21 protein-coding genes are annotated in these 19,787 nt (G+C 60.9%); 12 read left to right on the plus strand and 9 right to left on the minus strand.

The window, feature by feature from the left end:
• Nucleotides 1–33: 33 nt before the first annotated feature.
• Both RD1_RS14315 and RD1_RS14320 read left to right on the plus strand, forming a co-directional pair.
• Entirely contained in the window at nt 34–663 is a 630-nt protein-coding gene (locus tag RD1_RS14315; RefSeq protein ID WP_044033480.1) for a MarC family protein, read from the plus strand.
• A 51-nt stretch (nt 664–714) separates the two neighbouring features.
• A complete protein-coding gene (locus RD1_RS14320) occupies nt 715–1,296 on the plus strand; it encodes a retropepsin-like aspartic protease family protein (protein WP_011569240.1) in 582 nt (193 codons plus the stop codon).
• Here the strand turns inward: RD1_RS14320 and RD1_RS14325 are convergent.
• Complete coding sequence (locus RD1_RS14325) at nt 1,293–1,760, minus strand: DNA polymerase III subunit chi (protein WP_011569241.1); 468 nt, start codon at nt 1,758–1,760, stop codon at nt 1,293–1,295. The two genes, RD1_RS14320 and RD1_RS14325, sit on opposite strands and share 4 nt — an antisense overlap.
• 5 nt (nt 1,761–1,765) lie before the next feature.
• Complete coding sequence (locus RD1_RS14330; protein WP_044033481.1) at nt 1,766–3,238, minus strand: leucyl aminopeptidase; 1,473 nt, start codon at nt 3,236–3,238, stop codon at nt 1,766–1,768.
• A 138-nt stretch (nt 3,239–3,376) separates the two neighbouring features.
• On the opposite strand from RD1_RS14330, the gene lptF reads away from it, so the two are divergent.
• Genes lptF through rsmA form a run of 6 tightly spaced genes read left to right on the plus strand, consistent with a single transcriptional unit; the run spans nt 3,377 to nt 10,793 of the window.
• Nucleotides 3,377–4,504: an LPS export ABC transporter permease LptF gene (gene lptF, locus RD1_RS14335; protein ID WP_011569243.1), complete on the plus strand. Its 1,128-nt coding sequence runs from the start codon at nt 3,377–3,379 to the stop codon at nt 4,502–4,504.
• On the plus strand, nt 4,501–5,598 hold the full coding sequence (lptG, locus tag RD1_RS14340) for an LPS export ABC transporter permease LptG (RefSeq protein WP_011569244.1): 1,098 nt from the start codon (nt 4,501–4,503) through the stop codon (nt 5,596–5,598). Before lptF ends, lptG begins: the two co-directional genes overlap by 4 nt.
• The gene (gene lptD, locus RD1_RS14345; RefSeq protein ID WP_011569245.1) at nt 5,595–7,718 is read left to right on the plus strand and encodes an LPS-assembly protein LptD; all 2,124 of its coding nucleotides are present in this window, start codon (nt 5,595–5,597) and stop codon (nt 7,716–7,718) included. Before lptG ends, lptD begins: the two co-directional genes overlap by 4 nt.
• Before the next feature lie 7 nt (nt 7,719–7,725).
• Nucleotides 7,726–8,946, plus strand: coding sequence for a peptidylprolyl isomerase (locus RD1_RS14350; RefSeq protein WP_011569246.1), 1,221 nt, complete (start codon nt 7,726–7,728; stop codon nt 8,944–8,946).
• Complete coding sequence (gene pdxA / locus RD1_RS14355) at nt 8,943–9,923, plus strand: 4-hydroxythreonine-4-phosphate dehydrogenase PdxA (RefSeq protein WP_011569247.1); 981 nt, start codon at nt 8,943–8,945, stop codon at nt 9,921–9,923. The genes RD1_RS14350 and pdxA overlap by 4 nt, the downstream gene beginning before the upstream one ends.
• A 27-nt stretch (nt 9,924–9,950) precedes the next feature.
• Nucleotides 9,951–10,793: a 16S rRNA (adenine(1518)-N(6)/adenine(1519)-N(6))-dimethyltransferase RsmA gene (gene rsmA / locus RD1_RS14360; RefSeq protein WP_011569248.1), complete on the plus strand. Its 843-nt coding sequence runs from the start codon at nt 9,951–9,953 to the stop codon at nt 10,791–10,793.
• 28 nt (nt 10,794–10,821) lie between these two features.
• Here the strand turns inward: rsmA and RD1_RS14365 are convergent, their stop codons facing one another.
• The 3 genes from RD1_RS14365 to prfA form a co-directional block, all read right to left on the minus strand.
• Nucleotides 10,822–11,385 carry a DUF4167 domain-containing protein gene (locus tag RD1_RS14365; RefSeq protein WP_011569249.1) on the minus strand — a complete coding sequence of 188 codons (564 nt, stop codon included), beginning with the start codon at nt 11,383–11,385 and terminating at the stop codon, nt 10,822–10,824.
• A gap of 223 nt (nt 11,386–11,608) precedes the next feature.
• Nucleotides 11,609–12,442, minus strand: a complete 834-nt coding sequence (prmC, locus tag RD1_RS14370) for a peptide chain release factor N(5)-glutamine methyltransferase (protein ID WP_044033168.1) — start codon at nt 12,440–12,442, stop codon at nt 11,609–11,611.
• Nucleotides 12,439–13,494 carry a peptide chain release factor 1 gene (gene prfA / locus RD1_RS14375; RefSeq protein WP_011569251.1) on the minus strand — a complete coding sequence of 352 codons (1,056 nt, stop codon included), beginning with the start codon at nt 13,492–13,494 and terminating at the stop codon, nt 12,439–12,441. The genes prmC and prfA overlap by 4 nt, the downstream gene beginning before the upstream one ends.
• A 62-nt stretch (nt 13,495–13,556) precedes the next feature.
• Here prfA and RD1_RS14380 point away from each other — a divergent pair, with 62 nt between their 5' ends.
• A complete protein-coding gene (locus RD1_RS14380; RefSeq protein ID WP_011569252.1) occupies nt 13,557–13,844 on the plus strand; it encodes a hypothetical protein in 288 nt (95 codons plus the stop codon).
• Here RD1_RS14380 and RD1_RS14385 read toward each other — a convergent pair.
• Genes RD1_RS14385 through RD1_RS14400 form a run of 4 tightly spaced genes read right to left on the minus strand, consistent with a single transcriptional unit; the run spans nt 13,788 to nt 17,320 of the window.
• The gene (locus RD1_RS14385; RefSeq protein ID WP_245897297.1) at nt 13,788–14,183 is read right to left on the minus strand and encodes a DUF1499 domain-containing protein; all 396 of its coding nucleotides are present in this window, start codon (nt 14,181–14,183) and stop codon (nt 13,788–13,790) included. The two genes, RD1_RS14380 and RD1_RS14385, sit on opposite strands and share 57 nt — an antisense overlap.
• A 45-nt stretch (nt 14,184–14,228) precedes the next feature.
• A complete protein-coding gene (speB, locus tag RD1_RS14390; protein ID WP_011569254.1) occupies nt 14,229–15,179 on the minus strand; it encodes an agmatinase in 951 nt (316 codons plus the stop codon).
• Nucleotides 15,179–16,147, minus strand: a complete 969-nt coding sequence (gene speB, locus RD1_RS14395) for an agmatinase (protein ID WP_011569255.1) — start codon at nt 16,145–16,147, stop codon at nt 15,179–15,181. Before speB (RD1_RS14395) ends, speB (RD1_RS14390) begins: the two co-directional genes overlap by 1 nt.
• 3 nt (nt 16,148–16,150) lie before the next feature.
• Nucleotides 16,151–17,320, minus strand: coding sequence for a M20 aminoacylase family protein (locus tag RD1_RS14400; RefSeq protein WP_011569256.1), 1,170 nt, complete (start codon nt 17,318–17,320; stop codon nt 16,151–16,153).
• A gap of 63 nt (nt 17,321–17,383) precedes the next feature.
• On the opposite strand from RD1_RS14400, the gene mazG reads away from it, so the two are divergent.
• The 3 genes from mazG to RD1_RS14415 all read left to right on the plus strand — a co-directional run bounded on the left by mazG (nt 17,384) and on the right by RD1_RS14415 (nt 19,765).
• Complete coding sequence (gene mazG / locus RD1_RS14405) at nt 17,384–18,199, plus strand: nucleoside triphosphate pyrophosphohydrolase (protein ID WP_011569257.1); 816 nt, start codon at nt 17,384–17,386, stop codon at nt 18,197–18,199.
• Nucleotides 18,200–18,377: 178 nt separating this feature from the next.
• Complete coding sequence (locus RD1_RS14410) at nt 18,378–19,319, plus strand: nucleoside hydrolase (protein ID WP_011569258.1); 942 nt, start codon at nt 18,378–18,380, stop codon at nt 19,317–19,319.
• On the plus strand, nt 19,316–19,765 hold the full coding sequence (locus RD1_RS14415) for a GNAT family N-acetyltransferase (RefSeq protein ID WP_011569259.1): 450 nt from the start codon (nt 19,316–19,318) through the stop codon (nt 19,763–19,765). Before RD1_RS14410 ends, RD1_RS14415 begins: the two co-directional genes overlap by 4 nt.
• Nucleotides 19,766–19,787: the final 22 nt, after the last annotated feature.

Genomic DNA, 19,787 nt, shown 5'->3' on the forward strand with positions numbered 1-19,787 from the left:
CCCGGCGACGACGCTTTCAGGACCCTCGCCATGATCGTTGATACGGCTTTTCTCATCACCGCTTTTGTCACCATGTTCGTAGTCATTGATCCCATTGGCCTTGCGCCTCTGTTCGTTGCGCTGACACATGGCATGTCGGACGAGGCGCGGCGGCGCATTGCGCTGCGGGCGACGCTGATCGCGGTGATCATTCTGCTGGCCTTTGCCACCTTTGGGGAAGCGCTCCTGACCTTCATCGGCATCTCCATGCCCGCCTTCCGGGTTGCGGGCGGGGTGTTGTTGTTCCTGACCGCGCTCGACATGTTGTTCGAGCGGCGCACCAAGCGACGCGAGGATCGCTCCGAAGAAGATGACAGCGATGACCCTTCCGTTTTCCCACTGGCGATTCCGCTGATCGCGGGGCCGGGTTCCATTGCTTCGGTCATCCTGTTGATGGGCCAGCGCCCGGGGCTGGAAGGCGCGGTGATGGTCCTTGGGGCAACCGGCTTGGTGATGCTGATTGTGCTGGCATTTTTCCTGATCAGCGGCCCCGTCGGGCGCGCTTTGGGCAAAACGGGCATCACGGTTGTCACGCGACTGCTGGGCATGTTGCTGGCGGCGTTGTCGGTTCAATTCGTGCTGGACGGGCTGGCAGCCTTTGGTTTTGCGCCCGGCATGGGCTGACAATTCCGAATTGCACCATATATCTAACCCGTAAGTGATGGGAGAGTTTCAGTGGACAGTTTCGACACCGGGCAGCTTATCTACCTGATCCTGCTGGGCCTGATGGTCAGTGGATGGTTTTTCATGCAAGGCCGGGGGTCGTGGAATAAAACCCTCCAACAGGCCGCCGCATGGGCGTTTATTTTCGGCGGTGCCGTCGTCGCCTATGGTCTGTGGGATGATATCTCGCGCACCGTCCTGCCGCAGCAATCGGTCTTTGCAGATGAAAACCGGATCGTCGTGCCGCGCAGCCCGAACGGGCATTACTACATCGAGGCAGAGGTCAACGGCGCCCCTGTGCGTTTCGTTCTGGATACCGGCGCGACATCACTGGTGCTGACCCAGAAAGATGCCGAGGCTGCTGGCCTGCTGCGCGATGAGCTGACCTATTACGGCCGCGCCATGACCGCCAACGGCGAAGTGCGCACCGCCCCTGTCCGGCTCGACACCATGAAGCTGGGGCATGTCACCGACCGGGATGTCGTGGCGGTAGTAAATGAGGGCGAGATGAACAACTCGCTGCTCGGCATGACCTATTTGCAGAAATGGGGCAAAATCCAGATTGCGGACAACACGCTGACGCTGATGCGCTAACCTGCTTTGGTTTCAGCTTTTTTCTGCCAGGAGCCGCTGTCTTCGGACCAGTATTCCGCAGCGGCCCCGGCCTTTTTGAGTGCGCTCCACTGACCGCGCGCCACATCCAGCGCCTGCGCGTCGTTGCCATCAAACAGCACGCAAACGCGGTCCAATTGTGCGACCTCATCCGCTGCCACATCTGCTCCGTCAACCGACATGACGCAGGTGGCCGCATTCGGAATGTCCGACGTGGTGCTCAGCAGAATTGGCTGACGCGCATCATGCGCACCACCCGCCAGACCATGCGGCAGGAAGCTGTCATCCGCCCCCTGCCACAGTTTTTCATCCAGCCATGCCATCCGGTCAGGCCGCGTGCCGCGCACGACCACGCGCCAGCCTGCACCCGTCGCCTTGCCAAGCAGCATCATCAGCGTGTCTTCCATGGGACGCCGCGTCAAATGATAGAACATGGCCTTGCCCATTGGCGCTATTCTCCTTCGAAACGATCCGCGACCAGACGGTCGAGCGCGCGCACGCCCCAGCCCGTGGCCCCTTTGGGCGCATAATCCGTTTCGGATTTGACGGAGGCGACACCGGCAATATCAAGGTGAATCCACGGCACACCGTCTTTGACGAACCGCTGGATGAACTGCGCCGCTGTTACCGACCCCGCCGCGCGGCCCCCGATGTTTTTCATGTCCGCAATGGGCGATTTCAACATATCGTCATAGGCCTGACCCAAAGGCATGCGCCAAGCGCCCTCGCCCTCTGCCTCGGCGGATTTCAGGAACGCGTTGCACAGGGTGTCGTCATTGGAAAAGACCCCCGCATTCTCGTGACCGAGCCCGACGATGATGGCCCCGGTCAGGGTGGCCAGATCAATCACTGCGGCAGGTTCAAACCGTTCCTGCGTGTACCAGATCGCATCGCACAGCACCAAGCGCCCCTCGGCATCGGTGTTGAGGATTTCAACGGTATCGCCCTTCATCGAGGTCACGACATCCCCCGGCCGGATCGCATTGCCCGACGGCATGTTTTCTACAAGACCGACGATGCCCACGACATTGGCCTTGGCCTTGCGCAGGGCCAGCGCGCGCATCACACCTGCCACGGTCCCCGCACCGCCCATGTCCATGGTCATGTCTTCCATGCCTGCCGCCGGCTTGAGGCTGATGCCACCGGTGTCAAACACCACGCCCTTGCCGACCAGTGCCAGCGGGGCCTCGCCCTTGGCCCCGCCGTTCCATTGCATGACCACGACCTTGGAGGGACTGTCCGAGCCTTGGCCAACGGCAAGCAGCGTGCGCATGCCGAGTTTCGCCAGCTCGTCCTCTTCAAGCACTTCGACCTTGAGGCCGATGCTTTCCATTGCTGCAAGCCGGTCCGCAAATTCTTTCGTGGTCAGCACATTGGCCGGCTCGCTCACCAGATCGCGGGTAAAGAAGGTCCCCTCCGCAATCGCCAGCAACGGCTGCGCCTTGGCCGAGATCGCGTCGGGGTCATTGCACATCACATGGATGCTGCCGGTCTTGGCATCCGCACCCGTCTTGTGGTCCTGAAACTTGTAATCCCGCAGCACAGCGCCCAGCATGATCTGCGCCGCCCACTTGGAATTTCCGACCGCCAGCAACAGGTCAGCCTTACCCCGGTTGCGCCCCAGCGCCGCACCGGCCGCGCGCGCCTTGTGCACCGTGGTGGCACGCGGAACACAGATCACATCCACGGCCTCCGCCGCCATGCCCGCAGGATAGGCCAGCGTGAACACACTGCCTGCCTTCAGCCCGGCCTCGGCCTTTGCCTCCAGCGCGCGTTTGAGCGCCCCTTTCGTCAGGCGATTGACCCGGCGCCCGGCCACATCCGTCCGCCCGGCGTCATCGACAACAATGCAAACACGCCCGACATGATCGGCAAGACGCTCGATATCAGTTTCAAGAAAGGTCACAGGGGTGGGCGTCGTCATATCATTAGCCTTCTTTTCATGAATTACGCCCATGGACGTAGCGCGCCTGATGCGCAAAGACCAGATAGCAGTTTTACCACAGCGCGCTTTGGTCTAACGTGGCCGCAAGAATGAGAAACGGCGTAAGAGGGAATCGGAGTGGTCAGACTCGACAGATACATGCTGTCGCAACTTCTGGTTCTATTTGGCTTCTTCGCGCTGGTGCTGGTTGCCATTCTCTGGATCAATCGCGGCGTTTCCCTGTTTGACGAATTGATCAGCGACGGGCAATCCGCCCTTGTTTTCCTCGAATTTACCGCGTTGGGCTTGCCGAAACTGATCACCACGGTGCTGCCCATCGCGACATTTGCCGCCGCGGTTTACGTCACCAACCGCATGAACAACGAAAGCGAGTTGACGGTGTTGCAGGCCACGGGTTCCGGCCCTGTGCGGCTGGCCCGCCCGGTTCTTGTTTTCGGGCTGATCGTGTTTTTGATGGCGTCGATGTTGCACCATGTTCTGATGCCGCTTGCCCAGCAGCAACTGGGGCACAGGCAAAACGAGATCGCTCAGAACGCGACCTCCCGGTTGTTGACGGAGGGACGGTTTCTGCACCCTTCGGAAGGCGTGACGTTTTACACGCAGGAGATTGATGATGACGGTGTTTTGCGCGACGTTTTCCTGTCTGACCGGCGCAGTGTCGAGGAAGGCGTCATCTACACCGCCGCACATGCCTATCTGATCCGTGACGACGAGCGCACGTCGTTGATCATGGTGGATGGGCTTGCACAACGGTTGACGACGGCGACCGATCGGCTGGCCACAGCGAACTTCCGCGATTTTTCCTTTGATATCTCGGCGCTGGTGCAAAATGATGTCAGTCAGCGGCTTGATCCCGACAAAATGACCACCTTTCAGCTGCTCACCCCGTGGGATGAATTGTCACGCGAAACAGGGCGCAGCATCGGCAAGATCACCCAGAGCTTTCATGCGCGCATTGCGGATCCGCTGTTCTGTATCGTCGCCGCGTTGATCGGATTTTCAACCCTGATGATCGGCGGTTTTTCACGTTTCGGCGTCTGGCGCGAAGTCGGCGTTGCCTTTGTCCTGCTGGTTGCGATTGATGGTCTGCGCAGCACCCTGCAAAGCCCTGTGCGGCGGGACCCTGAGCTTTGGCCTCTGCTGTATCTGCCGACCTTCATCAGCGCGTTGCTCGTGATTGCCATGCTCTGGGTTGCTGCGCGGCCAAGGGGATCCTTCTTCGGCCTGCTGCGGAGAAGTGGATGATCCTGCATTTGTATTTCGCGCGCCGCTTTGCATCCTGGCTGCTGATCGCCTTCATCGCGCTTTCCGCGCTGATCGCTTTGGTCGATCTGGTAGATCAAACGCGGCGCTTTGCGGATCGGGGCGTCAGTGCCACGGGTATTTTCGAACTCGTCATCCTGAATACGCCGCAGACGATCAGCCAGATTTTGCCGCTGATCGTTCTGCTCGCCACTGTCGCGTTTTTCCTGAGCCTTGCGCGGTCCTCTGAACTGATCGCCACGCGGGCCTCGGGCCGCTCCGCGATGGGGGCTTTGGTCGCACCGGTGAGTGTTGTGATCCTGCTGGGCACGCTTGCGACAACGACGCTGAACCCGATTGTGGCTGCGACCTCGAAAAAATACAACGAGCTGTCGCAGATTTACCGGACGGGCGGCGTGTCGACCCTGTCCATTTCCACCGAAGGGCTGTGGCTGCGTCAGGCCACGGATGACGGGCAGATGGTGATCCGGGCATGGCGGTCCAACCCGGATGCCTCGGTGCTGTTTGACGTCACATTTCTGGCCTATGAGGTGATCGGCACCCCGGTGCGCCGCATTCACGCCGACAGCGCCGAACTCAAGGACGGCGCATGGCTCTTGCGCAACGTCAAGGATTGGCCACTGGCGCGCGGCATCAATTCGGAAGGCAATGCAACAGAACACCGGAGCCTCACGATCCCGTCCAGCCTGACGGTGGAGCGCATTCGCGAAAGCTTCGGGCACCCCAGCACGATTTCCATCTGGGAGATGACCGACTTCATCAAACAGTTGAACCAGGCCGGATTTTCATCCCTGCAACACCGCGTCTGGCTGCAATCAGAACTGGCACGGCCCTTGTTTCTCGTTGCGATGGTACTGATCGCCAGCGCATTCACCATGCGCCACACCAGATTTGGCGGCACCGGGGTCGCGGTTCTTGCGGCGGTGCTGCTGGGTTTTGCACTCTATTTCGTGCGCAGTTTCGGGCTGATCCTCGGGGAAAACGGCCAGTTGCCTGTTTACCTCGCCGCATGGGCACCACCAATCGCGTCGGTCTTGCTGGCTTTCGGCCCGCTGCTACATGCAGAGGACGGATGATGTTGCGCGGCTTACTCATTCTCGTTCTGGCGCTTGTCCCCTGCCTTGCGACCGCGCAGCAAGGCGAACCACCGCGCCCAGCCACATTGATCGCCGATGAGATTTTCATTGCCGCCGACCGCGAATTGGTCGCGCGTGGCAACGTCGAAGCGCTTCAGGGCCAAACCCGCCTGCGGGCAGAAGAAATCCGCTATGATCGTGTCACCGGTGCGCTGACCATCGTTGGGCCCATTCGGATACAGGATGGCGACAGCATCACGGTTCTGGCCAGCGCCGCCGAATTGGATGCAACGCTTCAGACCGGGCTTCTGAGCGGGGCGCGCATGGTGATCAACCAGCAACTTCAACTGGCAAGCGCGCAAATGGAGCGCGTGAGCGAGCGTTACAGCCAGCTCTATCGCAGTGCGGTCACCTCCTGCGACGTCTGCGACGATGGCAAACCGCCGCTGTGGCAGATCAGGGCGCGGCGCGTCATCCATGACCGTCAGGAACGCCAGATCTATTTTGAGGACGCACAGTTTCGCATCCGCAACGTGCCCGTGTTCTATTTTCCGCGCCTGCGCCTGCCGGACCCGACAGTGGAACGCGCCACCGGTTTCCTGATCCCGTCGCTGGTCAGCACATCCGAATTCGGGCTGGGCATCAAAGTGCCCTATTTCATTGCGATTGGCGATGACCGCGACCTAACGGTCACGCCCTATTATTCAAGCAGCACGCGAACTGTTGAGATGCGCTACAGGCAGGCCTTTGTAAACGGTGACATCGAATTCGACTGGGCCATCAGCCGCGATGATGAACGCCCCGGAGAAACGCGCGGATATCTGTTCGGCAACGGGTCATTCGATCTGCAGAATGATTTCAAGCTGAGGTTCGATGTCGAACTGACATCCGATGACGATTATCTGCAGGACTATTCCTTTTCCGGCAAGGATCGGCTGGACAGTCAGATCACCATCAGCCGCGCGCGAAAAGACGAATACACCGCAGGAAGCCTGATTGGGTACAAATCACTGCGTGACAACGAACAAAATTCGACCATCCCCACCATTGTCGGCGATATCTTCTACCAGCGCCGTTTTTTCCCGGCCGCCAGCGGCGGGGAGCTGCGCTTTACCGTCAATGGGCACAATCACATCCGATATTCGGACAGAGACATCGTCGGGCGGGACGTGTCCCGCGTGAACACCGAGGCCGAATGGCTGCGGGGCTGGACCCTGCCCGGCGGCCTGCGCGCCGAAACCCGGTTGGGCGTTGCCGCAGATATCTTCAACATCACGCAAGACAGCAGCACCAATCAGAACCAGTCGCAGATTTCACCCTTCAGCACCGTGGCGCTGCGGTATCCGATGACCCGCGTGGAGGACAGCGGGGCGACGCAGTTCCTCGAACCGATTGCGCAACTTGCATGGACAGGCTCCACACAGCTGGACATCCCGAACGAAGAAAGCACGCTGGTGGATTTTGACGACGGCAACCTGCTGGCGCTGTCCCGTTTCCCCAGCCCGGACCGGCGCGAGCGTGGCGGCGTGGGAGCCTTTGGCGTGAACTGGTCCCGCTTTGCACTGTCCGGATGGGAAAGCGCGCTGACGATGGGTCAGGTGATACGCAACGACGAAGACGAGAATTTCACCGAGGCCTCGGGCCTGTCCGGGCTGCGGTCGGATTATCTGGTGGCTGGGCAGATCAAAACGCTCAACGGCTGGGCCGTGACGGCGCGCACGCTGTTCGATGACAGTTTCAGCTTCAGCAAGGCCGAGGTGCGCGGGTCCTTTGATCACAGGCTTGGCGATCTCAGCGGCAGTTATCTGTGGCTCACGCGTGACGCGCAGGAAAGCCGCTTCATCAATACCTCCGAACTGTTTCTGGACGGCTCCTACATCGTGGATCGCAACTGGCGCGCGACAGCGGACTGGCGCTATGACCTGATTGCGGATCGGGCGTCGAACGCGGGTCTTAGCCTGACGTACTTTAACGAATGCGTGGAAGTCGATTTTTCCGTGCGCCGCCGATATACCTCTTCAACAAGTATTGAGCCTTCCACCAGTTTCGGCTTATCCATCGGGCTGTCGGGCTTTTCGGCCAAACGGGGAACGGACACTTATGCCAAAACATGCGGGTGACAGACAGATGATCCGAATTAAACAGTTTTGCAGCGTCCTTGCGCTTTGTGCTGCATGCAGCCTTGCCCCGCCCCTTGGCGCGCAAAACCTGTTCAGCCCGGCCATTCAGGTCAATGATGCGGTGATCACAGAATTCGAGATCGAACAACGTCAGCAATTCCTGACCTTGCTGAACGCGCCCGGCTCAAGCCGTCAGGCCGTGGTTGAGGAATTGATCAACGAGCGCCTGCGCGCGCAGGCGGTTGCAAACGCAGGTCTCGAACTGTCAGACGCCGCCTTGCAGGAGGGCATGACCGAATTTGCCGGTCGGGTGAACCTTGGCGTTGACGAATTCAAGACGGTGCTTGAGGAAAACGGGATCGCCGCCGAAACATTTGAGGATTTCGTGCGCGTGGGCGTATCCTGGCGTGATTTCATCGCGGCCCGCTTTGGCCCGCGCCTGCAGGTCTCCGAAGAGGAAATTGATCAGGCGCTTGGCAGCACCAACGGGGCGAGCAATATTCAGGTGCTCGTCTCCGAGATCATCATCCCCGCGCCGCCCTCACGCGCGGTGGAAGTACAGGAAGTGGCCGAACAAATCGCCGTGACAACTTCAACGGAAGAGTTCTCTGAGTATGCGCGCCGCTTTTCGGCCACGGCCACTCGCGATCAGGGCGGGCGACTGGACTGGCAGCCGCTGAGCAACCTGCCGCCAAGCCTGCGTCCGCTGCTCTTGGGTCTGGCACCGGGAGAAGTGACGGAACCGCTGAACATTCCCGAAGCCGTGGCGTTGTTCCAGCTGCGTGACATTCGCGAAACCGGTGCGTCAACGCCTGAATTCGCAGCGATTGACTATGCGGTCTATTATATTCCGGGCGGGCGCAGCCCGGCGGGCCTGCAACAGGCGGCCCGGGTCGAGGCGCAGGTTGATGTCTGTGACGACCTCTACGGTGTGGCGCAGGGCCAGCCGCCCGAGGTCCTTGAGCGGGGCAGCAAGCCACCCTCCGAAATACCCACCGACATCGCTGTTGAACTCAGCAAGCTGGATCCCGGCGAAACCTCGATTGCCCTGACACGGGCCGAGGGGCAAACGCTGCTGTTCCTGATGATGTGTGGGCGCACGGCAGCCGCCAACGAAGATGTGGGCCGGGATGAGGCCGCACGGGCTTTGCGCAGCAGCAGGCTGAACGCGATTGCAGAGAGCTTTCTGGAACAACTGCGCGCGGATGCCAGAATTCGCATCCAATGAGCCCTGCAACGGCCCCCGTCCTGATCAGTTGCGGTGAACCTGCCGGGATCGGCCCCGAAATCGCCGTCGCCGCGTGGGATGCGCTCCAAGGGACAATCCCGCTGGCCTGGGTGGGGGATCCGCGCCATTTGCCTGCCAGTACGACGTTTACGGCAATCACCCACCCGCGCGCGGTTGCCGATGTGCCGACAGGTTCGCTGCCCGTTCTGGTCCATGACTTTGCCGCGCCCAGCACGCCGGGCCACCCCGACCCTGCCAACGCACAAGGCGTGATCGACGTGATCGCGGCTTGCGTCGCTTGGGTTCAGGAGGGCGCCGCCGCAGCCCTGTGCACAGCGCCCATTCACAAAAAGGCACTGATTGATGGCGCTGATTTCAAACATCCCGGGCATACCGAATACCTGCAAGCCCTGGCGGGTGGCAGGTCACGGGCGGTCATGATGCTGGCCAGCGATGCGCTGCGTGTGGTGCCCACAACGATCCATATTGCCCTTGAAGACGTCCCCCGGGTGCTGACACCAGCGTTGCTGAGGGAGACGATCACGATCACCCACGCTGCCTTGCAGCGGCAATTCGGCATCCAGGCCCCGAGGATCGTCGTTGCCGGCCTGAACCCTCACGCTGGTGAAGGGGGTGCGATGGGGCTGGAGGAACAGGACTGGATTGCGGATGTGATTTCTGCGCTGGCGGCGAGCGGCATGAACCTGCGCGGCCCCCTGCCCGCCGATACCATGTTTCACGCCCGCGCCCGCGAGGGATATGACGCCGCGATTGCCATGTATCATGATCAGGCGCTCATCCCGATCAAGACGCTGGATTTTGATCGCGGGGTCAATGTGACGCTGGGCCTGCCCTTTATCCGCACATCCCCCGATCACGGCACGGCCTTTGATATTGCGGGCAAGGGCATCGCCAATCCGACCAGCATGATCGAGGCGATCAAGCTGGCCGCGCATATGGCGGCCCGGCATGTCTGACGGGACGCCCTGCGGGTGCAGGCGCCCATGAGCACGATCGACCACCTGCCCCCCTTGCGCAGCGTCATCCGGGATCATGATCTGTCGGCGCGTAAATCCATGGGACAGAACTTTCTGCTGGATTTGAACCTGACGGCCAAGATTGCACGTCAGGCCGGGGATCTGTCCGCCTGTGATGTGTTGGAGATCGGCCCGGGGCCCGGTGGTCTGACCCGTGGGCTTCTGGCGCAAGGCGCGCGGCGCGTTCTGGCCATTGAAAAAGACGCCCGTTGCCTGCCCGCTCTTGCCGAGATTGCAGCGGTCTATCCCGGACGGCTGGAGGTCATGAACGGCGACGCGCTGGAGATCGACCCGCTGAGCGCCCTGACACCGCCCATCCGGGTCGCTGCCAACCTGCCCTATAACGTGGGGACCGAGCTTTTGGTGCGCTGGTTGACGCCGCAGATATGGCCACCCTACTGGCAAAGCTTGACGCTCATGTTCCAGCGCGAAGTGGCAGAACGTATCGTGGCCAGACCGGGCAGCAAAGCCTATGGACGCCTTGCCATTCTGGCGCAATGGCGTGCAGATGCACGGATTGTGATGCAATTGCCGCCAGACGCCTTCACGCCGCCGCCCAAAGTTTCAAGCAGCGTGGTGCAGATCACCGCCCTGCCCGCACCGCGGTATCCGGCCGACCCGTATGTGCTGAGCAAAGTGGTTGCGATGGCGTTCAATCAGCGCCGCAAGATGCTGCGCGCGGCCCTGAAGGGCCTTGGCCCGGATATCGAGGATCGGCTTTTGGCAGCCGGTATAGAACCCACCGAACGCGCGGAACGTGTCAGCCTCGAAGGGTTTTGTGCTTTGGCGCGGGCCGTTGCCGCGACATAGCACGCGCGAGCCGACCAGACGTAATCGCCTATTCCGCCGCCTTTGGTGCGTCATCCCCGTCGGAGGAAGAAGACGCCGCCTCGCCGCTCTCTTCTGCGGCTGGTGCGGGTTTTGCACGTGGTTTGCGGCGCGGTGCGCGTTTTGGTTTGGGCTGGCTTTCCGGTGTTTCAACCAGACCGCTGTCCGCTTCCTGTTCGGGGGTCTCAGTCGCTTGCTGTTGCTCCGCCGCTGCGGCCGCATTTGCCGCCTCGCGTTCCTGACGTTCCGCGCGTTCTCGGTCCCGTTCGGCCTGCCGTTCCCTGTTCTGACGTTCCTGTTCCTCGCGGCGCGCGTCAATCTCGCGCTGTGCTTCGCTCAGCATGCGGGTGTAGTGTTCCGCGTGCTGTTGAAAGTTCTCCGCGGCAACACGGTCATTGCTCAATTGTGCATCCCGCGTCAGCTGATTGTATTTTTCGATGATCTGCTGCGGTGTGCCGCGCACCTTACCCTCCGGACCAGAGCTGTCAAAGACCCGGTTCACGACGTTTCCGCCCTGATTATTGGACCTGTTGCGGTTGCCCTTTGAACGGGAGCGTGATCGCGATGATTTCATGAAGCTGGCTCAGCCTTCGTGCTGTTAATCGTAGGGCCGGATATGCTGTTGGCGTGTCTCAAATCCGGGAATTCGACATGTTGGGCATAATGCCGCGCGGGACCGCCATGACAAAGCATCCACCGCTGCAACGCCCTTGAATAACCATGCCACGCGCGTCCCTGCAAGAGTAAAACCCGAAAAAGCTAAAATTTCGTCAGTTTTGCGGCGTTTCCAGCCATCATTATCCGGGTTTTGACGCGCTGACGATCCGGTCACGCCCCCCGAGGTCAGGCAGAATCGACAGCTCTCCCCACCCCTGTGCCTCGAAAATGTCGCGCACATCAGAGGCTTGTCGCCACCCGGTTTCCACCAGCACGCGGCCATCAGCACTCAGGTAACCTTGCGCCTCGGCGGCGATCACACGGTATGCCGTCAACCCGTCTGCCTCGTCGGTCAGGGCCAGACGCGGTTCGTGGTCACGCAGTTCGGGCTGGACCTGCGCCATTTCGCTGGCCGCAAGATAGGGCGGATTGGAAACGATCAGGTCAAACCGCCCTTCAACAGCGTCAAACCAGTCGGATTTCAGCACCTGAACACGATCCGCGACCTCATGCAGCACCGCATTCGCGCTGGCCTGCAGGCACGCCGCCTCGCTGAGGTCGACGGCCACGCCCGTGGCATCTGGCCGTTCGGCCAGAAGCGTCACGATCAGGCAGCCCGATCCGACGCCAAGATCCAGCACGGTGTTGAAAGGCGCCGACAGCGCCACTTCGATCAGGCTCTCGGTTTCGGGCCTTGGGTCAAGCACTTCGCGGGTTATCTCAAAGCGGCGCCCATAAAATTCGCGCCCGCCGATCAATTGCGACACGGGCACGCGCACGGCCCGCAGGGATACCAGATGATTATAGCGCTCAATGATATCCGACGCCATGTCTTCCGGTGCGATCAGCGTCACGCGCGCGGCGTCGACCTGTGCGGCATGGGCCAGCAGTATGCGCGCATCCCGGGCCGGATCGGGCACGCCCGCCGCCCGCAAACGCGCCATCGCAGCCACCATCGCCTCGGCGGCGGTCATTGTCCCATATCCGCCATCAGCTGCGCCTGCGCATGGGCTGTCAACGCGTCGATGATTTCATCGAGGTCGCCCTGCAGAACCGCATCGAGCCGATAGAGCGTCAGATTGATCCGATGATCCGTCATGCGCCCCTGCGGAAAATTATAGGTCCGGATGCGTTCCGAACGATCCCCCGAACCGACCTGTGCGGCCCGGTCCGCGGAGCGTTCATCATCCACGCGGCTGCGTTCAAGATCATAGAGCCGCGCCTTGAGCACCTGCATCGCGATCTCGCGGTTGCGGTGCTGGGATTTTTCGGAACTGGTCACAACCAGCCCCGTGGGCAGGTGCGTAATGCGCACGGCAGAATCCGTGGTGTTCACATGCTGCCCCCCCGCACCGGAGGAGCGCATCGTGTCGATCCGCAGATCATTGGCATCGATATGGATATCGACATCTTCGGCCTCGGGCAGGACAGCGACGGTTGCCGCCGAGGTGTGGATACGCCCGCCGCTTTCCGTGCTGGGCACCCGTTGCACCCGGTGCACCCCGCTTTCATATTTGAGCCGGGCAAAAACATCCGCCCCCTTGATATGGGCAACCACCTCCTTGATACCGCCAAGCTCGGTTTCCTGCAATTCGATCAAATCGACCTTCCAGCCCTGCGTCTCGGCATAGCGTTGGTACATGCGAAACAGATCACCGGCGAACAAGGCCGCCTCATCCCCGCCGGTGCCCGGCCGGATTTCAAGCATCGCGGGTTTTGCATCCGCCTTGTCCTTGGGCAAAAGCGCCAGTTGCAACGCCGCCTCCGCCTGCGGCAGGGCGGATTTGAGCCGCGGAATTTCCTCTTCGGCCAGCGGCGCCATATCGGGATCGCCCAGCATTTCGGCCGCGTCTTCAAGATCGCTCAGCAACTGCTGATAGGCGCTGATCTGTTCGACGACAGGGCGCAGATCGGAATATTCCTTGGCCAGCGCCGCGATGTCAGCGGCCCCATCCCCGGCGGCCATGGCAGCTTCCAGATATTGGAAGCGTTCAGTAATCTGGCGAAGTCTGTCAAGCGGGATCATCGTGTTGGAATCCGATATTGAATGGTATTGGTCAAGGCCCGATTCCGTGTTAGATTATTGCCATGTTCAGATTTGCCTTCACACTTGCCTTTTTGGCCCTGCCCGCCGCCGCTGATATCACCTATCCCAGCGGCAAAACAGTGGACTGTTATTGCACGGATCGTGGTGGTTCACGCATTGAACTGGGCGAGACGATCTGCATGCAGGTCGATGGCCGCATGTTCATGGCGCAATGCCAGATGTCGCTGAATGTGCCGATGTGGCGCGAGGTTGAACAGGGTTGTTTGTCTTCTTCACTGGAGGGCGGCGATCAACCCCTCCAGTCGGTCGCGATTGACGCCGAGATCTGACTGCCCGAACCGCAAGCGCGCATAGGCCTTGAGCGTGCCATCCGCGTAGTCAAGCGTGGTGTAATCCGGAAAGCCAAAGACCCGCGAGCGCGTGATATAGGTGATGCGCCCTTCGTCCAGTGATCCGGCGATCACCCTGGTGCGCGGCAGCGACGTCATATAGGCATCTGCGGCGGCAAACACGTCGGGCGTCGCGGCGATCACACGCAGTGCATCCCCCGCCCCGTCAGCATCCTCGCTGCCAGCCACGGGGACATGCCATTGGCTGATCTCTCCCGGCGACAGGCGCACATAGGCCAGCGCGCTGATAACGATGATCAATCCAATACCAAGGAACATGCGCATGATTTCCCTCTCTCCTGTGTCGGTTAACGCGGTGCCGGCTCAGCGATAGGCAACACCCGGCAGAGCACATATAAGCTCGAACAGGATATTTGCGCCCACCAGCGCGGTATTGCCGCTGGCGTCATAGGGCGGCGACACCTCCACAAGATCAGCGCCAACGATATTCAATCCCTTGAGGGCGCGGATCAGTTCCATCGCCTGAGGCGTCGTGAGGCCGCCGATCTCGGGCGTGCCGGTGCCGGGCGCAAAGGCCGGGTCGAGGCTGTCGATGTCATAGCTGACATAGACAGGCGTTTTGGACCCGATATCGCGGCGGATTTCACCCCCCAGCCCGGTCAGGCTGCGATGCCAAAGCTCTTGCGCCGGAAACTGCTGAAAGCCCCATGCACGCGCCTCGGCAAAGTCGTCTGCCGTGTAGCCCGTGCCCCGCAAGCCCACCTGATAGGTTTTGTCAGGCAGGATCAGCCCTTCCTCATAGGCGCGGCGAAAGACGGTGCCGTGGGTTTCCTTCTCGCCGAACATCTCATCGTTTACATCCGCATGCGCATCCACATGCACCAGCGCAACAGGGCCGTGACGTTTGTGCATGGCGCGCAAGATCGGCAGCGTGATCGAATGATCCCCGCCGATGGCCAGCGGCATCGCATCATAATTCAGGATGGCGTGATAGCTTTCCTCGATGATCTTGAGGCTCTTGGCCAAGGAAAACGTATTGATGGCCAGATCGCCGATATCTGCCACCTGCAGGCTGTCAAAGGGGGCCGCACCCGTTCCCATGTTATAGGGCCGTATCATCGCGCTTTCGGCGCGTACCTCTTTGGGGCCGAACCGCGTGCCTGACCGCCAGGACGTGCCAATATCCATCGGAATACCAACAATAGCCACATCCAGCCCCTTGAGGTCATTGACCATGGGCAAACGCATGAAACTGTTCGGCCCCGAAAAACGCGCCAGATCATTCCCGCTGATCGGTTGGTTTTTGCCTGCCATCACGCACCCCCTCGCATCTTCCAGCCCAGTAGGCACAGTATTTCTGTTGCCACATGCGCGCCTGCTATAGCGGTTGCCCCTGTGGTGTCAAAGGGGGGGGAGACCTCGACAATATCGCCGCCCACGATGTTGATCCCCGCCAGATCACGCAGAATGGCGGCCGCCTGCGCCGAGGTCAGCCCCCCCCAGACAGGCGTGCCCGTGCCCGGCGCAAAGGCCGGATCCAGCGCGTCGATATCGAACGTCAGATAGACAGGGTTGTCCCCCAGCACCGCCTTGATTTTCGCAACGGTCGCTTCCGGTCCGATGCGGTGAACTTCGCGCGCGTCAATCGTCGTGACCCCAAGCGTGTCTTCATTGGTGGTGCGGATCCCCACCTGCACCGACGTGGCCGCATCGACGATGCCCTGCTTGATGGCCTTGTAGACGAAGGTGCCGTGGTCAACGCGACTTTCCTCGTCATCCGGCCAGCTGTCTGAATGGGCATCAAACTGCAACAGGCTGATGGGGCCGTATTTCTCTGCATAGGCCTTGAGGATCGGATAGGTCACATAGTGATCCCCCCCCAGCGTGACCGTTGGCACATCTGCTGCAAGAATGGTGCTGATATGCGCCTTCAGCGTTTCGGGAAAGGCCGCGACATTCCCATAGTCAAACGCCAAGTCACCGTAATCAATGATCGCAAATTCGCTCAGTACATCAAACGGCCACCCATAGGGCGGATCGTAGGGTTGCAGCGCGCTCGCCTCACGGATGGCGCGTGGCCCCAGACGGGTGCCTGGGCGATTTGTGACCGCCTGATCAAAGGGCACGCCCGTTATTGCAATATCGGCGAGCGACAGATCCTTGGTGTATTTGCGGCGCAGAAATGACGTGGCCCCGCCGAACGTGTTTTCAAAACTTGGCCCCTTGAGATCGGCGCGCGTAAATGCTTGGTCTACTTCGGTCTTGGCGTCTTCCAGTCCCATGTGTCAGGCACCTGAAACCGGCTGCGCATGCTCGACAAGGCGCGCAAAGAACGACGCGCCAATCGGGGCGATCTCGTCGTTGAAATTGTACTTGGGGTGATGCACGCCCGCGCCCTCCCCCTGACCCAGCATGAGGTAGGCACCGGGCCGTTTTTCCAGCATGTAGGAGAAATCCTCCGCCCCCATCACCGGCTCTGTCGCGTCATTCACCGCCCCATCCCTTGCAATTTCACGCGCCACATGCGCGGCAAAGGCAGCCTTATCCGCGTCATTGACCGTGGGAGGATAGCCATATTCAAACACAAGCCGTGCCGTGACCCCGAAACTGGCCGCCTGCCCCTGCACGATCTCCTCCATACGCTGCACGACCATGGCCTGCACCGCTTTGTCAAAGGTGCGCACCGTCCCGTTTATGTAACACGTCTCGGGGATCACGTTATCCGTGGTGCCCGTGTGAATCTGCGTCGTGGAAATCACCAGCGAATCGCGCGGGTTGCGGTTCCGGCTGACGATGGTCTGCAGGGCCTGCACGATGGAACAGGCCGCCACGACAGGATCAACGGAGTCATGCGGGCGCGCGGCATGTCCGCCCTTGCCCTCGATATGGATCGAGAAGGTATCAGCCGCCGCCATGATCGGCCCCGCGCAGGTGTTAAAACTGCCGAAATCCTTGCCCGGCGCGTTGTGGATCGCATAAACTTGCGCGATGTCGAAAGTCGTCATGATGCCCTCTTCGACCATCACCTCACCGCCGCCGCCAAATTCCTCGGCAGGCTGAAAGATCAGCGCGACACGTCCGGAAAAATTCCGTGTCTCGGCGAGATATTTCGCCGCCCCCAACAGCATGGCCGTATGCCCGTCGTGACCGCAGGCGTGCATTTTACCCGCATGGGTCGAGGCATAATCAACGCCGGTTTCCTCCTCGATCGGCAGCGCATCCATGTCGGCGCGCAACCCGATCGTGGGGCCTTCGCCCTGCCCGTTGATGATGGCGACAATACCCGTCTTGGCGATCCCTTCGTGGATTTCATCCATCCCGAATTCGCGCAGCCGCTCCGCCACAAAGGCGGAGGTTTTATGGCATTCCAGCCCCAGTTCGGGAATGGTGTGCAGGTGACGCCGCCAGGCAGTCATATCCGCGCTCATGTCAGCGATCCGGTTTACGACGGGCATGCTCTGGACTCCTTGTCGAATGTTTTGTCAGGTGCATCTGACACCGAAGCGGGAGCGGCTGCAATGGCAGATGACCTGATCCACGACCCTGATGGGGGAATTGAACGCCTGCTTGCGATCATGCGCCGCCTGCGTGACCCGGAAACGGGCTGCCCGTGGGACATCGAGCAGGATTTCGACAGCATCGCCCCCTACACAATCGAAGAGGCCTATGAGGTCGCAGACGCCATCGCACGCAAGGACTGGCGCGATCTTGAGGGGGAGTTGGGCGATCTGCTGCTGCAAACCGTTTATCATACGGCCATGGGTGCCGAAGGCGGTCACTTCACCTTTCAGTCGGTGGTGCGCAAGATCAGCGACAAGATGGTCGCCCGCCACCCGCATGTTTTTGGCGATGAGAGCCGCGACAAGTCAGCGGACCAGCAAACCGCCGATTGGGAAAAGATAAAGGCCCGCGAACGTGCAGAAAACGCGCAACAGGGCACGCTGGATGGTGTGGCCATTGGCCTGCCCGCGCTGCTGCGCGCGCTCAAGCTGCAAAAACGCGCCGCACGGGTCGGATTTGACTGGCCCTCCACCGATGAAGTCCTGGACAAAATCACCGAAGAGGCTGCCGAGTTGGTCGAGGCGCGCGATCGTCTCACGCAAGCAGAAATCGAAGAGGAGTTCGGCGATCTGCTGTTCGTGATGGCCAATCTGGGCCGTCACCTCGGACTTGATCCCGAAGCCGCCCTGCGCGCTGCCAACGCGAAATTCACCCGTCGTTTCGAAGGGGTCGAAGCCAAGCTGGCCGCCATGGGTAAGACCCCCGCCGACAGCGATCTGGCTGAGATGGATGCGCTTTGGGATCAGGTCAAGGCGGAGAGCCGGAAGCGCTAGGTCCGCGCCGGTCTTGCAGCGCCTGCTCGCAATTCGGCGCGCACAGTTGCGCCCGCCGGCGTGACGGACGCGGGGCGGCGCATGTGTATGTCGGTGCATCGGCGCCATCACGCCATGGCAGCACATTTGTCACGCATCCCCGCTGGACTCTCAACCGCCACAGCGTCAAAGAGAGCACATGACAGCACGTAAAATCATCATTGATACCGACCCCGGCCAGGACGACGCGGTGGCGATCCTTCTGGCGCTCGCCAGCCCGGAAGAGCTTGATGTTCTCGGCATTACCTGTGTCGCCGGCAACGTCCCGCTTGACCTGACGGCGCGCAACGCGCGCATTGTCTGTGAACTGGCCAAAAAGACCGATGTGCCGGTTTTTGCAGGCTGCGACCGCCCCCTTGGCCGCGACCTCGTCACCGCAGAGCATGTGCATGGCAAAACCGGGCTCGATGGGCCTGACCTGCCGGAGCCGGTGATGGCTCTGCAGGACCAACACGCCGTTGATTTCATCATCAACACCCTGCGCAACACACCACCCGGCACCGTAACGCTCTGCCCGCTGGGACCGCTGACCAACATCGCCACCGCCTTTGAAAAAGCGCCGGATATCGTGCAGCGCGTGCAACAGATCGTCTTGATGGGCGGGGCGTATTTCGAGGTTGGGAATATCACCCCGACCGCGGAATTCAACATTTACGTCGACCCACAAGCCGCTGAAATCACGTTTAAATCCGGCGTGGATATCGTCGTGCTGCCACTGGATGTCACCCACAAGGCGCTTGTCACTGCCCCGCGCAACGACGCCTTTCGCGCGCTGAACACGCCCGTTGGCATCGCCGTGGCCGAGATGACCGATTTCTTTGAGCGTTTTGACAAGGAAAAATACGGCTCCGCCGGGGCACCGCTGCATGATCCTTGTGTGACCGCCTATTTGCTGCGCCCTGATCTGTTCACCGGGCGGCACATCAATGTGGAAATCGAAACCACGTCTGAGTTGACCATGGGCATGACCGTCGCGGACTGGTGGGGCGTGACGGATCGGCCAAAAAACGCGCTGTTCATCGGCGATCTGGATGCGGATGGGTTCTTTGAATTGCTGACAGAACGGCTCGCCCGGCTATGAGCGCGGCCCTGACCCTTGCAGCCCCCGATCATCTTGAGAAACTCGATGCGCTGGTGGCGGCGTTTCATCAGGAGGCCGGGATCACCCTCGCAGCGGAGGCGCGGCGCAAGGGCATTGTGCCGCTGCTTGAGGGCAGTCCGCATGGCGCGGCCTATCTGATCGGACCACCCCGCGCGCCGATCGGCTATCTGGTGGTGACTTTTGGCTGGTCGCTGGAATTTGGCGGGCTTGACGGTTTCATTGACGAAATCTTCGTGCGCCCCGGTGTGCGCGGGCGCGGGATCGCGTCGGAAACCCTTCTGGCCCTGCCCCGCGCGCTGGCCAGTGCTGGCCTCAAGGTGCTGCACCTCGAAGTTGACCGCAGCGCCGAGGACAGACACCGTCTTTATCAGCGCGCCGGGTTCAAACCGCGCGAGAATTACATGCTGATGACCAAAACCTTCTGACCGGGCGGGTGGCACAGGCGCA

Origin of the sequence: Roseobacter denitrificans OCh 114 (assembly GCF_000014045.1) — a bacterium.
In the GTDB taxonomy this organism is placed as follows: Bacteria; Pseudomonadota; Alphaproteobacteria; order Rhodobacterales; family Rhodobacteraceae; genus Roseobacter; species Roseobacter denitrificans.